14 protein-coding genes are annotated in these 13,764 nt (G+C 39.5%); all 14 read right to left on the bottom strand.

The genetic code is table 11. The features are described from left to right. Positions 1-10: 10 nt before the first annotated feature. The 14 genes from HW120_RS01755 to HW120_RS01820 all read right to left on the bottom strand — a co-directional run bounded on the left by HW120_RS01755 (position 11) and on the right by HW120_RS01820 (position 13,595). A complete protein-coding gene (locus HW120_RS01755; RefSeq protein WP_177730181.1) occupies positions 11-1,027 on the bottom strand; it encodes a hypothetical protein in 1,017 nt (338 codons plus the stop codon). Next, positions 1,005-2,630: an NAD(P)/FAD-dependent oxidoreductase gene (locus HW120_RS01760; protein ID WP_177730184.1), complete on the bottom strand. Its 1,626-nt coding sequence runs from the start codon at positions 2,628-2,630 to the stop codon at positions 1,005-1,007. Before HW120_RS01760 ends, HW120_RS01755 begins: the two co-directional genes overlap by 23 nt. Next, positions 2,608-4,086 carry a polyamine aminopropyltransferase gene (locus HW120_RS01765; RefSeq protein ID WP_246297022.1) on the bottom strand — a complete coding sequence of 493 codons (1,479 nt, stop codon included), beginning with the start codon at positions 4,084-4,086 and terminating at the stop codon, positions 2,608-2,610. Before HW120_RS01765 ends, HW120_RS01760 begins: the two co-directional genes overlap by 23 nt. 31 nt (positions 4,087-4,117) lie before the next feature. Beyond that, positions 4,118-4,333, bottom strand: coding sequence for a DUF350 domain-containing protein (locus HW120_RS01770; RefSeq protein ID WP_177730188.1), 216 nt, complete (start codon positions 4,331-4,333; stop codon positions 4,118-4,120). An 18-nt stretch (positions 4,334-4,351) separates the two neighbouring features. Beyond that, complete coding sequence (locus tag HW120_RS01775; protein ID WP_177729786.1) at positions 4,352-4,534, bottom strand: hypothetical protein; 183 nt, start codon at positions 4,532-4,534, stop codon at positions 4,352-4,354. Between the two features lie 6 nt (positions 4,535-4,540). After that, complete coding sequence (locus HW120_RS01780) at positions 4,541-5,773, bottom strand: DUF4178 domain-containing protein (RefSeq protein ID WP_177730190.1); 1,233 nt, start codon at positions 5,771-5,773, stop codon at positions 4,541-4,543. 3 nt (positions 5,774-5,776) lie between these two features. Next, entirely contained in the window at positions 5,777-6,139 is a 363-nt protein-coding gene (locus HW120_RS01785) for an S-adenosylmethionine decarboxylase family protein (protein WP_177730192.1), read from the bottom strand. Positions 6,140-6,233: 94 nt separating this feature from the next. Beyond that, a complete protein-coding gene (locus HW120_RS01790) occupies positions 6,234-6,566 on the bottom strand; it encodes a 2Fe-2S iron-sulfur cluster-binding family protein (protein ID WP_177730194.1) in 333 nt (110 codons plus the stop codon). A 40-nt stretch (positions 6,567-6,606) separates the two neighbouring features. Then, positions 6,607-7,665: an NAD(P)/FAD-dependent oxidoreductase gene (locus tag HW120_RS01795; protein ID WP_177730196.1), complete on the bottom strand. Its 1,059-nt coding sequence runs from the start codon at positions 7,663-7,665 to the stop codon at positions 6,607-6,609. Positions 7,666-7,844: 179 nt separating this feature from the next. Further along, the gene (locus HW120_RS01800) at positions 7,845-8,084 is read right to left on the bottom strand and encodes a NifU family protein (RefSeq protein ID WP_177730198.1); all 240 of its coding nucleotides are present in this window, start codon (positions 8,082-8,084) and stop codon (positions 7,845-7,847) included. A 1-nt stretch (position 8,085) separates the two neighbouring features. Then, complete coding sequence (locus tag HW120_RS01805) at positions 8,086-9,216, bottom strand: Mrp/NBP35 family ATP-binding protein (protein ID WP_177730200.1); 1,131 nt, start codon at positions 9,214-9,216, stop codon at positions 8,086-8,088. 326 nt (positions 9,217-9,542) lie between these two features. Continuing rightward, positions 9,543-11,954 (bottom strand): ABC transporter permease, encoded by a 2,412-nt coding sequence (locus tag HW120_RS01810; RefSeq protein WP_177730202.1) that lies wholly within the window; start codon positions 11,952-11,954, stop codon positions 9,543-9,545. A 165-nt stretch (positions 11,955-12,119) separates the two neighbouring features. After that, entirely contained in the window at positions 12,120-12,863 is a 744-nt protein-coding gene (locus HW120_RS01815) for a head GIN domain-containing protein (RefSeq protein WP_177730204.1), read from the bottom strand. A gap of 18 nt (positions 12,864-12,881) precedes the next feature. Further along, a complete protein-coding gene (locus tag HW120_RS01820; RefSeq protein WP_177730206.1) occupies positions 12,882-13,595 on the bottom strand; it encodes an ABC transporter ATP-binding protein in 714 nt (237 codons plus the stop codon). Between the last annotated feature and the right edge of the window lie 169 nt (positions 13,596-13,764).

Genomic DNA, 13,764 nt, shown 5'->3' on the forward strand with positions numbered 1-13,764 from the left:
ATGTTTTTTTTTATTTTGATTTCCATATAAATCCGTCCAGTACATAATGGGTAAACTGCGGAACGGCAAGCAGCGGTACCAATACAAAATGAGCCGCCGTAAAGTCCATTCCACGCATCGAGAACTGTTCGTTCCAGACCGCTATTTCCCATATATATTCTTCCAGAAAGGCAATTAAAAGCAGTATTCCCAAATAGAAAACAACGCCTTTAAATTTCGTGAGATACGACATCGCTCCCCATAAAGCAGTACCTTTTCCGTCAATTTCTTTCAAAAAAATCAGTGCCATATATGGTATGCCGTGAGAAACCACATTGAGCATCGTAAAGATCAGATCGTTATTATAGTACACTATACCAAAATACCAGGATAGGGCAGTTCCGGCGATTATTGCATTCTTGGGGATATTAAAAAAACGGTTCTTCCATGCCTTATAACTTACACTGAGTACGTAAACGACTAGTATTAAAAAGTAGAACACCCGGAATATTTCCAGCAAACCTTCATTTTCAAACTGCAAAAACTCGTTTGGCATAAACCAGTTAAAGTTTCTTTCCGGGGAAAAGAACCAATACAACATCGGGTAGCCCGTAACAGTATAGATTACCAGACTGTCAAAATATTTGTTTCTCTTTAATCTGGGTTCATTACGGGAATATAGCCGCATAAATCCATACTGCTGCCTTATAAAATGAAAAACAGCCACATACGCCAATACCGACCAAAAAACCCGGCTGCCAAAGGAGAACAGGACAAGCCCTATACAAAAGCACAGCACCGGCAATCCTATCATCAGTTTTTTTCGCTTCTGAAATTCAGACGAAACAAAATATGTTTTAAATAATGTGGCATAAACATGGGCCACGTCAATAAAAACGATCAGAAAAAGCCAGATATAAAAAGAGTGTTTCGCTTCTATTTCCAGCAGCCATTGCTGACCTAAAACAATAATACCCAAAACCAAAAAAGAGGGCGCTAAAATAAATATGGTATCTGTTTTAGCTCTATGTATCCAGGGCTGCATCATCTATGATTGTATTAACTACATTAATTCCCTGGTGAAAAGCTTCTTCAAAAATTGAAATACCGGATAAATCCGAATGGGCAAAATAGATCTTATTTTCGATTGGCTGTTTTGCTGCTGCTTTGGCTTTGCCAAACAAAAATCCCGGAACCGGGCTTATCATCCCATGTCCTAAAAGATGTATTTCCATTTCTTCAATATTGTCTTCAATATCAGGATGGGCAATTTTTAAATCCTTAATAACCATTTGTTTCCAGAATTCTTTACTTTTCTTATACATTTCCCTTCTACTTTTACCGGAATCGGAAGCAGAAAAACTGTAATAGTAGGTAATTACCTTTCTGGACTGTAATTGCTGTAATGACTGGTGCTGGTCATAGATATACCCCAATCCCTCAGCGCCATAAATCACATTATCCCAACACAGCGGATAGCTGTAATTATCTGAAAGTTCCCTGACAACAAGTGTCGCCAGCAGCCACGGCGCATAATGAAAAGCCTGCGCTATGGGTTTTCTGTCTTTCAGCAAATACTGGTTTACAAATTGCGGGGTGGCTAAAATAACTTTATCTGCCAGTATTTCTATTGTTTCTTTCGTTTCATCATCATACACCCTGGTTACAACTTTATCATTCTGAATCGTAATATTATGAGCCAGATGTCTTTTTAAGGTTTTTCCATCGACATATTGCTTTAAATGAGCTGTCAGTCTTGCATTACCTTCGGCCCATGTTAGTACATTTTCGGCTTTATCAGAAGTTGCATCGTGTTTTCTTGCGGCAAAATAGTGTATACCGGCCCAGGCAGAAACAAATTCAATTCCATATCCGAAATCGTCTCTGCAGCAATAGTCTACATAATTTAATAACGGTCCGGCAGTAAATCCGTTTTCACCGAGCCACTGTTTCATCGTTATGTTATCAAAATCCTTAGCATATTTTTCATTGGAAGACTGCGCTAACGGAATATCAAAAAGGTATTTTCCATCCGATCCTTTTGCGGTTCTGAAAAAATCCATTTTCTCAAAAAACAACTGAAATGCTGTGTTCTCTCCGGTCGTGTTTCCTGATTTCGGAACAAGGCTTTCCTGCCAGCTGTTTTTATAATACAGCCGTTCCTGAGGCGAAAACGTTAATTGTTCTTCATCAAATACCGGGTATCCCTTTTCATCATAACGGACAATAATCTGTGCTTCTTCCAGGAATGCCAACAATTCTTTATCACTGAAATTAGGTAGGGGCAGGTAATGTGCTCCCAACGGGTATTTTGAGTATTTGTTCTCACCGTTTGACGAGTTTCCGCCTACATGATTTTCCAATTCAACGATTAAAAAATCTGTAATTCCTTTTTTAGCAAATTGCCGGGCAGCACTTAAGCCAGTTATTCCGCCGCCAATAATAAGATATGGAGTTGTAATCGTTCTTACCGGTTTTGGAAAATCATTAAGCCTTAGCCGGTGTCCTAAAATATGGTTTGTCCCGGAAAGGCGGATCATGAAGTTAATGACTTTCTCTTTACAGGACTGTAAAACGGAAACCAATAATACGGATGTCGCTATTCCTTTTATAAATGTTCTTCTTGAACTATAGTTTCCCCCACTCTTCATCGAAATAACGTACTAAAATCTGATTATCAAGACGATTGATTTCTACCGAATTTGCAATCATATCTTTTGAAAAATAATTCAATTTATGAAACTGATAGTTATAGAACCGCAATCCGTTTACTTTTCTGTTTACCTTATCAAAAGAGGTTGCAAAGCTATTTGCAGCTATCGTATAGCCCCATTCTCCGAAGGAAGGCACATAGGTATGGTAGGCATCCACCTGAGGAAAGATCTCTTTTACCGTTTTATTGATACACCAGAATGATTTGGGTGCAAAGTAAGGCGACGTTGTCTGCACTACAACGAGCGCATCTTTTGAAAGTATATCGTGCAGTGATTTATAAAAGTTTAAGGAGTATAATTTGCCCAAACTATAGTTAGACGGATCCGGAAAGTCAATAATGGCCACATCAAACTTTTCTTTGCAGTTCTTTGTCCATATATAGGCATCCTGGTTAAACACTTTAACTTTTGCGTCTGTTAAGGAATGCTGATTGAAACCGGTCAGTATTTTATTGGTTTTAAAAAGTTTTGTCATGCCCTCGTCAAGATCGACCAGGGTAATGTTTTTCACCTCTTTATATTTTAATATTTCCCTTACGGCCAGTCCGTCGCCACCACCTAAAACGAGTACATTTTCCACTTTTTTTGCTGCAGCCATTACCGGATGCACGAGTGCTTCATGATAGCGGTATTCGTCGGCAGAGCTGAATTGCAGGTTGTTATTGAGGTATAATTTGTAATCGCTTTTGTTATGTGTCAATACGATACGCTGGTATGGGGTTGAACTGGTATAGACAATATTTTCACCGTATAATTTCCCTTCCGAAAAAGAAAGAATCGCTTCCGAAAAAAGAAATACCAGAAGCAGGAATACGAAAGAGCCTATCGCTTTTGCTTTAAGGAGATAAGGGCGTTTCAATTCGTTTTTTAAAACAAAACACAATACGATGGCAATACTAACATTGATCATCCCAAAAAACAGCGAGGTTCGCATTACGCCAAGCTGCGGCACCAGAACCAGAGGGAATAATATCGAAGCGAGTAAAGCGCCTATATAATCGAATGTGAAAACATTAGATACCAAATCCCTGAAGGCTACCTTATCCTTCAGGATATTCATTAAAAGCGGTATTTCCAGACCAACCAGGCATCCTGTTACAAATACCAGAAGGTATAAGATAAACTGGAAGTAATCGACACTTTCAAATAATAAAAACAGGATTACCGAACTCAGTCCGCCAATTAATCCTACCAGGATCTCAATCTCTACAAAAGTATTGAGCAGGTCTTTCCGGATAAATTTTGAGAAGTAAGAACCTATTCCCATTGAAAAAAGGTACACTCCAATGATGAACGAGAATTGTTTAACCGAATCTCCTAAAAGGTAACTGGCCAGTGTTCCCGCCACCAGCTCATATACCAGACCGCAAGTGGCAATTGTAAATACAGCCATTAGCAGCAGAAATTCAAATTTCAGGTACTTTTTACCCATGTATAGCTGCACTAATAATCATTGATATTCCAATTATAAATGCCGCAAAAACGATGGCAACGGCAATATTATTTTTCTGAACAATTTCTTTCCACGTGTTTTCCGGGGTTAATTTTTCAATGACAAAATAGGCTCCCAAAAGGATCAGTACTCCTAATAGTGAGAAAACAACAGAATTTAAAATCGGTTTTAATGTGATAAGATCCATATATTTTTATTTTTAAAACTATTTATGATAAAAACGTCCAACGTGTGCCCTGCTTCCGTTACTGCTTCCGTATTTTTCTGTTGCAACACAGTCACAGATCCTGTTTCCGGAGAATATAAACTGTAAATACAGCAGATAAACGGCTAGTGCAACCAGCAAAGACCATTTATTATTTTTTATAAAGCTTACAATACTATCCATCTGAAATTAATCGTTTATATAAGGGGAATTCACACTTTCTGCCCATCGCTGTTTTTCAAAATACACGCTTAAATAATACACGATAACCAGAAAAACAATGATTGTTATTACAATTACCCAGACATTCCACATGGAGGCCTGATTCCAGACAGCGGTAACCCTCATATAGGTATTACTATTGTCTTCGGGTGCTTTTTGAGGCGTAATGGTCAAGTGATACTGTCCGGCACTAACACCACAGATACTGAAATCCTCCGATTTATCTCCTTCAGACCAGTTTTCACCATCGGTATAGCCGTGATAATATTCCACATCTTTATTGGCGTAAATTTCTTCACTTGTTTTTTCATTCACCAAAGCTACCTGAACGTTAGCCCAGGAGTTATCTACTTCTGAAAAAACCGCAACCGTTAAAGGTGCTGCTCCTCCTTTTAAAGTAAAAGAAGGCGATATAAATTCTTTATTATTAAATTCACTAAAGTGAAGGTCCTTACTGACAACAACATTTTCCTCCCTGTCGTTATAAACAAACAGATGGGTTAACAGTATCAGCAGCATACAGGAACACAAAATAAGCGCCAGGTTCCGGATATTAAAAACAAATGGCTGTACGATTCCAATGCCAACGGTTGCAGGCACATAATCCGCTTTAAATGCCTTCTTTATTTTACTTTTTGAAATATGTTCGCCGGTGAATACGGTTTTTTCACTATTTATATTTTCTTTCGAAATAATATAAGGCGGCGCTATGTGCTCTGTCATTCTTATTGTCTTTACCGGCAATTCAAAATCAAAATAACCTTCTGCCGAGGCAATTGTAGCACTGGTACTTTCATACAGGCTATACGTAACATCATTATAGGTAATATGCTTCAGTTTCGTGCTTGCCAAATGCGCATCTTCCGTTTCTTCCAGCAATATCCAGTGTCCGTTTGCTTCAGATAAATACCGGAAATTTCCGGCTGCATCCGTTAGTATATATTCCGTCCAAAAGAAATTTTCGGGTATGTTTTTTACAATAATACCCGTTATGGTATACTCGACATTCTTCAAGGTTCCTTTCTGCCCCACTTTCAGTCCGTCATATTCCCGCTTGTAGCTGTATTGTTTTCTAAAAACAAAGTCACCCTCTTTATTGGAAAGGTACACACTTTTACAGCCAGGACAGACAAACTGCACTACTTCAAAATTCACATCAATATCCGTAGCAGTATCACACTGATAACACGTTACTTTCATAAATTATCTGTTAATTTCAAAATCTTTAATAATATCCGCACGAAAGTAACTGATATAATCGTTAGCAATATCTTTAACTTTTCCGGAATTGTCCTGAAGATAATTACACAGGTAAATATCGATTGTCAGCTGATGGAACTCCGGCCAGGTATGAATGCAAATATGGGATTCTTTCAGACATACTGCAATTGTAAAACTATTATTTTCGAAAGAATGTGTTACCAGGCCTACTTTTTCCAGGTTATAGGTTTCCAGAATTTTTTCGGTAAAATCGGCAAAACCCCGGGCATCTTTAAGGATACCGTCGTCCTGTACCGAAAGTGTGAGCAGTTTATGTAAACCGGGTGAATAGGAAGTTTGAATCATTAATTTAATCCCTAAAGGGAAATTTTATAAATACTGTAATTATACGGAGTACTTTATAAAATGTTACAAAAAAAAGCGAAGAAAAATCTTCGCTTTAATATTCCGGTGCTAATTCCACCGCTAATCCGTCTAAATCTTCGGTGATGTGAATCTGGCAACCCAGTCGGCTGTTTGGCTTCACATTAAATGCTTCCGACAGCATGGCTTCTTCGTCATCGCCCATTTCCGGGACCGCTACATCGTTTAAGATATAACACTGACAAGAGGCACACATTGCCATTCCACCGCAGATCCCGATAGTGCCTTCCGGTGCCAGCTCATAGGCTCTGACCAGTTCCATGATATTCATATTCATGTCTGTGGGTGCCTGAACCTCGTGCGTAGCGCCTTCTCTATCGGTAATTGTTATCGTTATATCCTGCGACATTTCTTTTCTATTTACAAAACAGGCTACAGCCCGTTTATTTCTAATCTATCGATTTTACAACTGCTTTTTCAGCTTCTTTACGGGTACCGTCGAAACCGTCCACACCGCTAACCGTTGTATATTTTAACACATATTTTTTACCCGGATTCAGCTTGTTATACACACTCTGACACATCAGCGTAGCTTCGTGGAAGCCGCATAAAATCAGCTTTAATTTTCCAGGATAAATATTGATATCGCCAATAGCATAGATGCCTTCAATATTTGTCTGGTAATCCAGTGCATTGTTCACTTTAATCGCGTTTTTCTCGATTTCCAGTCCCCAGTTTGCAATTGCGCCTAATTTAGGTGTTAATCCAAACAGCGGAATAAAGTAATCCGTAACCACATTCATTCGGGCACCGTTAATTTCGATATCTACCGATTCAACTCGTTCCGATCCTTTAAATCCGACAACTTCTCCCGGTGTAACCAATTTGATTTTTCCCGCTTTTTTCAATTCCTGTACTTTTTCCACAGAATCCAGCGCACCTCTGAACTCGTTTCTTCTGTGAACCAAAGTCACTTCCGAAGCTACATCGGCCAGGAAAATACTCCAGTCCAATGCCGAATCGCCTCCTCCAGAAATAACCACTTTCTTGTTGCGGAATTTTTCCGGATCTTTTACAAAATATTCTACGCCTCTGTCTTCCTGTTCGTAGAATTCCAAATCTTTCAGGATTGGTTTTCTCGGTTCAAAACTACCCAAACCTCCGGCAATCGCAACGGCTTTTGCATGATGCTGCGTTCCTTTATCGGTGGTAACGATAAACGTACCATCTTCCAGTTTTTCTATAGTTTCTGCTTTTTCATTCAGCGTAAAACCAGGCTGGAACTGTTTGATCTGTTCCATCAGGTTGTTCACTAAATCTCCCGCTAAAACGGATGGGTATCCGGGGATATCAAAGATTGGTTTTTTAGGATACAATTCTGTTAATTGTCCTCCGGGCTGCGGAAGACCGTCAATGATATGGCATTTTAATTTTAAAAGTCCTGCTTCAAAAACAGCGAAAAGTCCTGTGGGACCTGCGCCAATAATTAGTATATCTGTTTCAATCATTATTTAATGGATTTTTAAGGACACAAAAGTCCTTAGAATTATTTTCACATTCTATGACAAATATCAAGAAATCTAACAATGGAAAGCATTAAAAAACTATACAGGATAGGATCCTGAAAGCAAAAAGAGTCCCAATTTTCAATATTGTTATCGAAAATTGAGACTTAAATATCCTGAACTTATGCTACATTAACCACAGTCTCGATCTGTGGAGCATATTTTTTTATAGTTGTTTCAACTCCGGCACGCAAGGTCATCTGATTCACGCTACAAGCTGTACAAGCGCCTTCAAGGCGGACTTTCACATGCTTATCATCTTCGATGTCAATGAGTGTGATGTCACCTCCGTCTGAATTCAGGAAGGGACGAATCTCTTCCAGTGCTTTCTCAACGTTTAATTTGATTTCTTCTGTTGTCATTTTATTTCTTTTTTACAGCTGAACATCCAGCCATCGTGGTAATTTTTATTGCTTCTGTAGGAGGCAGACTTTCATTTCTGTCTACTACTTCCTGTACTACGGAACGCGCTAAGTCTTCAAATGCTTTTTCTACCGGAGAAGCGGTCTGTAAAGCCGCCGGACGACCGTAATCGCCTGCTTCCCTGATACTCTGAACAATTGGAATTTCTCCTAAAAACGGCACCTGTAAATCTTCTGCCAGGTTTCGCGCACCTTCTTTTCCGAAGATGTAGTATTTATTATCTGGTAATTCTTCCGGTGTAAAGTAGGCCATGTTTTCAATAATTCCTAAAACCGGAACATTGATGCTTTCTGCCTGGAACATTGCCACACCTTTTTTAGCATCGGCCAAAGCGACTGCCTGTGGCGTACTTACCACTACCGCTCCGGTAATAGGCAATGACTGCATCAGGGACAAATGGATATCTCCGGTTCCCGGTGGTAAATCCAGTAACATAAAGTCTAATTCTCCCCAATCGGCATCAAAAATCATCTGGTTTAATGCTTTTGAAGCCATTGGTCCTCTCCAGATTACTGCCTGATCCGGATTTGTAAAAAATCCGATGGATAGTATTTCCACGCCATAACTCTGAATCGGTTTCATTTTTGATTTGCCGTCCACTTCAACAGAAATAGGTCTGGCCTTTTCAACGTCAAACATGATAGGCATCGACGGTCCGTATACATCGGCATCCAGGACACCAACTTTAAAGCCCATATTAGCCAGTGTTACCGCTAAGTTAGCCGTTACAGTAGATTTTCCTACTCCTCCTTTTCCGGAAGAAACCGCAATAATATTACTGATTCCCGGAATTGATTTGCCTTTAATTTCCGGTTTTTCAGGGGCTTCAACTTTTATATTTACTTTTACTTTGGCTTTATCGTAAACCTGCTCATGAATTACTTTCATGATATCCACCTCAGCACGTTTTTTGATATGCAGTGCCGGCGTGTGCAACAATAAATCGACTACAACCTCATCTCCAAAAGTGATTACATTTTGAACAGCACCACTTTCAACCATATTTTTACCTTCTCCAGCTATGGAAATGGACTCCAATGCTTTAAGAATTTCTTTTCTATCTAATTTCATTATATTATTTTCTTTAAGTCGTTTATTAAGACTGACTCTATCTTGCAAAGATAAGATGAAAAGTTCTTAAAATAAAGATAAAGAATTGTATTTGTTTATAGTGCGATAGAGTTGTTTCTCCCCGGTCATTATCCCTCCAAAACCACCGTAATTACAATAGTTACCAGCTGTTTCCCCATGCTCCTTTCCTGTTGAAAAGATTTTCAGGCAATTAAAATCTACTTAAAAGTTCACATTTTATCATCAAAACTGCCCTTTCTTTAAAAAAAATGCTGTGACTGAAAAAATCCAGTCACAGCAAAAGGTAGTTATAATAATAGCCAATACTATTCGTACTTCAGGTATCGCAATACATCCACCCGCGTTGCCTGATAGGCTTTCGAAAGGACGATCAGCAGTGTTAAAAACATCAGCACCAGGAATCCGATAATGAAAGGACTCACCGCGATCGTTATTCGGAACGCAAAGTTTTCCAGCCATTTATTGAGCAGATAATAAACCGGGAAAGTTGCTGCAACAAATCCGATTATTCCGAAAATAAGGTATTGCAAAGACAGTTCTTTCAGCAATGTTTTGGTTTCGGCACCCAATGTTTTGCGAATGGCAATTTCTTTCATCCTTCTTTCAATCGAATAGGATGCCAGTGCAAATAATCCGAATAACGCGATCAATATCACCACTCCGTTTAGCAAGGCAAACAGGTTTCGTTGTTTGACATAGGCGGCATAGGTTCTGGCAAATTCCTTGTTTACAAAATCATATTTAAACGGGTAATCCGTATCTACTTTTTTGGTCCAGAATTTTTCCAGTGCTGCTATGGTTTTTTCCATGTCCTCCGGTGACATTTTAACATACACCCGGCTCATGGTCTTACCCATCCATGGAATGGTTTTAATATGGAAGAAGACCATAGGCGGGATTTTTTCGTGCAGTCCGAAAAGGTGGAAATCATCGGCAATTCCTACTATTTTAAGTTTGTTGCCATTCCATGAAATTTCTTTTCCTAACGGTTCTTTCTCGTTTAGCCGGTCCAGTGCTGTTTTATTAAGGATCACCGAATCAATCGTATCTGATGCAATACCCGGCGACAGGTTTCTGCCTTCCAGCATTTTGATATCAAGCATTTTCAGCATTCCAAAATCGATTGCCATATTTTGTCCCTGGACCGCCACATCTTTATAGTTAAATCCGGATGTTGAGGTTGCTCCGCTGCCGCTGAAATTGAAAGTTCCTGCCGAAACGTCCTGCACGCCTTTAATTTTCATCAGCTCTTTTTTGATGGTGGCATAGCGTTCAAAATTCCCTTCGTTGCCGGTTCTTCTAAAAGAAATATCAATAACCTGATTTCCCTGAAAGCCCAGTTCTTTGTTCATCATGAAGTTCACCTGCTGGTAAACAATATAGGACCCTATTATAAAAAAAGTGGCTATCGTAAACTGAAGGATCAGCATTCCGTTTCGCAGCCATACTCCGTTCTTACTGCGTCCGAAATTTCCTTTCAGTACTTTCAGGGTTTCGAAATTGGATACATAAACTGCCGGAAAAATTCCGGCCACCAGAATAACAACCAGCACAATGCCCAGTAACTGTAAATAAAACTGGCTTCCTTCCAGCTCAAGCGATTTTTCTAAAAAGGAGTTGTAATACGGCAGCGATAGTTCCACTAACATAAGCGACAACACCACGGCACAGCAGACCACTAAAATGGTTTCGAAAACAAATTGCTGTATAATTTGTTTTTTAGTAGCTCCGATAATTCTTCTGACGCCTACTTCTTTGGCTCTTTTGATGGCATTTGCCGTTGTCAGGTTTACATAATTAACGATGGACAATACTAAAATAAGTACCGATAAGCCGATCATGATTACCAAAAACTGGTAGTTTCCTTTTTTCTCCGGGAGAATACTGACATTCTCATTAAGCCTTGCCGTTTCTAACGAACTGAGCCCGGATTTGGTAGCACCATATCTTTTTACAAATTCCGGACCGCTCAATCCCTGCTCTTTAGCCATTTTTAATGTGGTGTTCTCATAATAGATCCTGTCTATTGTTTTGATTACCGCAGCTGTTTTTGCCGGATTCTTCAGTTTCAGCAACAGTCCGTAATTATAGTTCCCCCACTGGTCGCTATTTTCCTGCAGGCTTGATGCGATCAGATTGGTAACAACTTCCGGTGCCAGTGACGATTTCCCGGGAATGCGGTATACGCCCCGGATCATAAAAATTCTTCCGGAGTATTCTACCTGTTTTCCTAACGGCTCTTCCTCTTTAAAGAGCAGCTTGGCCGTGCTTTCTGAAATCGCCATACTATTGCCATCCTGTATAGCCGTTTTCGGGCTTCCTTTGACAAATTCAAAAGGAAAAAAAGAAAAGAAGTTGCTCTGGGCATCAATAATTTTATTGATTAATTCTTTTTTGCCTTTGTAGCTTACAATTTCCTCATAATACCACGGATTGTAATAGCAATAGCTATCAATATCCTTAGACGTCTTGATTACTATCGGTCCGAGCGGAGCCGGATTGGAGGCCCAGATACCGGCATCGCCCATATCGTTAAACACTTCAAATATCTTTTCTTTTTCCGGATTCCAGGCATTGTACGAATGTTCCTCATTCCAGTACAGGATCGCAAAGATCAATCCCGAAATCCCGATACTCAGCCCCAATACATTCAGTATTGAGAACAGTTTGTTTTGTTTAAAATGATAAACAAATATTTTTAACCAGTTTAAAATCATAGTTTTATATTTTTATAAAAACACCTTATTGCTCAGCCATGTGCTGTTTCACAAACCAAAATTCCTGTTCACAATTGCATTCCCGGGCAAAAGCATTCAGGGTGTTCAACAGTACTACAGCCATTGTTCTTTTCAGTGTTCTCATTTTATCTTTTCTGAACCTTCCTATTCGGCTGAAATTTTACCCAAAGTTGCTTTTTGCTGGCTTATATTTTTAGGTGTTCCGTAATATTTAACAACAGCCGTTGAATTAGCCGATACATCCAGTGAGTTCTTTACATTTACCGTAACCACTGCGGCACTTTCTGCCTTTACCACAGCATTTTGTACCACAAGGTCTTTTGCTTTACAAAACGAACTGCTGGCGGTTTCAAGTTTCATATTTTCGGCTTTGCCGGTCACTTTCAGGGTGGAGGCACCGGAAAGATTTGCACCGAGATCTTTGGTTTCAATATTTCCTTTAAAAGTTGCTGCAGAATTGAGTTTCAATACCGCTTCTGTAGCTTTTATGTTTCCGGAAAATACCGCCCCGGAAGCCAGATCAACAACCGCTTTTTTAACCGTAATGGTGTTTTCTGACGAAAATCCGGCACCGGAATCAATTTTAAAAGACGCTACATTGGGTGCTGTTACCGACACTTTTAATACCTGAAAATTGTTTGTGCCTTTTTTGGACTGTACACTGATTTTCAGCGTTTCACCTTTTACGGCCGTAACTATCTGCTTTAATTTATCTTCATTATCGGATTCCACTTTTACCGTCGTGGTATTCCCTTGTGTAAAAAACACCTGAACACCTTTGGAAACTTCAATTTTGGTAAAACCGGCAATCGCTCTGTTTTCGGAAACCTGGGCATTACAAAGTAATCCTACAAGTCCTATCGTTGCTGTAATAATAAATCGTATCATGGTTGTGTCTGTTTAAGGTTAGTTTTCTTTTGCGTCAACAAAGACGTCTACATTTCTGGAATTGTTTTTTTCGGTAAGAATGGTGCCGTCTTTCATATAAATTGTTTTCTGCGAGAAAGAAGCGTCATAATCCGAGTGGGTCACCATTAGTATCGTGGCTCCTTTTGCGTGCAAATCTGTCAGTAGCTCCATTACTTCATTTCCGTTTTTACTATCCAGGTTTCCGGTAGGTTCATCGGCAAGGATAATTTTAGGGTCGTTAATTAAAGCTCTGGCTACGGCTACACGCTGCTGCTGTCCGCCGGAAAGCTGCTGCGGATAATGTTTTAAACGGTGTGAAATGGACAGTCTTTGCGCTATTGCTTCGACTTTTTTCTTTCTTTCGGCAACATTCACATTGTTATAAATCAGCGGCAGCGCTATGTTATCATACACCGAAAGCTCATCGATCAGGTTAAAATTCTGAAAAATAAACCCGATGTTTTGTTTTCTCACTTTGGCTTTCTCCACTTCTTTTAAGCCGTTGATTTCCTGATTCAGCATCAGGTAACTGCCGCCGGAAGCGCTGTCCAAAAGTCCTACAATGTTTAGCAATGTCGATTTCCCACAGCCGGAAGGTCCCATAATGGTCACAAAATCGCCTTCATTAACCTGTAAGGATATTCCGTTTAAGGCGGCTGTTTCGACTTCTTCCGTTCTAAAAACTTTTGAAAGATTTTCGATTTTTATCATAACTGTTCGTTTATTGATTGATGATTGATTTCTTAATTATTTTTTTTTTGGCCTGTTCGTAAAACAGCACCGTTTGTTTTATTTTTTCCACATTGGGCATCCCTTGTCAGATTGCTTTTACCTGCTTTAAAGCGGCTGCTAAATGTATATGTTTTTTAGTCGTCACGAC

Origin of the sequence: Flavobacterium inviolabile (assembly GCF_013389455.1) — a bacterium.
Classification (GTDB): Bacteria; Bacteroidota; Bacteroidia; order Flavobacteriales; family Flavobacteriaceae; genus Flavobacterium; species Flavobacterium inviolabile.

Coding starts and splice junctions, on each gene's coding strand:
- HW120_RS01755 (WP_177730181.1), bottom strand. CDS start 1,027: ATGATGCAGCCCTGGATACATAGAGCTAAAACAGATACCATATTTATT.
- HW120_RS01760 (WP_177730184.1), bottom strand. CDS start 2,630: ATGAAGAGTGGGGGAAACTATAGTTCAAGAAGAACATTTATAAAAGGA.
- HW120_RS01765 (WP_246297022.1), bottom strand. CDS start 4,086: ATGGCTGTATTTACAATTGCCACTTGCGGTCTGGTATATGAGCTGGTG.
- HW120_RS01770 (WP_177730188.1), bottom strand. CDS start 4,333: ATGGATCTTATCACATTAAAACCGATTTTAAATTCTGTTGTTTTCTCA.
- HW120_RS01775 (WP_177729786.1), bottom strand. CDS start 4,534: ATGGATAGTATTGTAAGCTTTATAAAAAATAATAAATGGTCTTTGCTG.
- HW120_RS01780 (WP_177730190.1), bottom strand. CDS start 5,773: ATGAAAGTAACGTGTTATCAGTGTGATACTGCTACGGATATTGATGTG.
- HW120_RS01785 (WP_177730192.1), bottom strand. CDS start 6,139: ATGATTCAAACTTCCTATTCACCCGGTTTACATAAACTGCTCACACTT.
- HW120_RS01790 (WP_177730194.1), bottom strand. CDS start 6,566: ATGTCGCAGGATATAACGATAACAATTACCGATAGAGAAGGCGCTACG.
- HW120_RS01795 (WP_177730196.1), bottom strand. CDS start 7,665: ATGATTGAAACAGATATACTAATTATTGGCGCAGGTCCCACAGGACTT.
- HW120_RS01800 (WP_177730198.1), bottom strand. CDS start 8,084: ATGACAACAGAAGAAATCAAATTAAACGTTGAGAAAGCACTGGAAGAG.
- HW120_RS01805 (WP_177730200.1), bottom strand. CDS start 9,216: ATGAAATTAGATAGAAAAGAAATTCTTAAAGCATTGGAGTCCATTTCC.
- HW120_RS01810 (WP_177730202.1), bottom strand. CDS start 11,954: ATGATTTTAAACTGGTTAAAAATATTTGTTTATCATTTTAAACAAAAC.
- HW120_RS01815 (WP_177730204.1), bottom strand. CDS start 12,863: ATGATACGATTTATTATTACAGCAACGATAGGACTTGTAGGATTACTT.
- HW120_RS01820 (WP_177730206.1), bottom strand. CDS start 13,595: ATGATAAAAATCGAAAATCTTTCAAAAGTTTTTAGAACGGAAGAAGTC.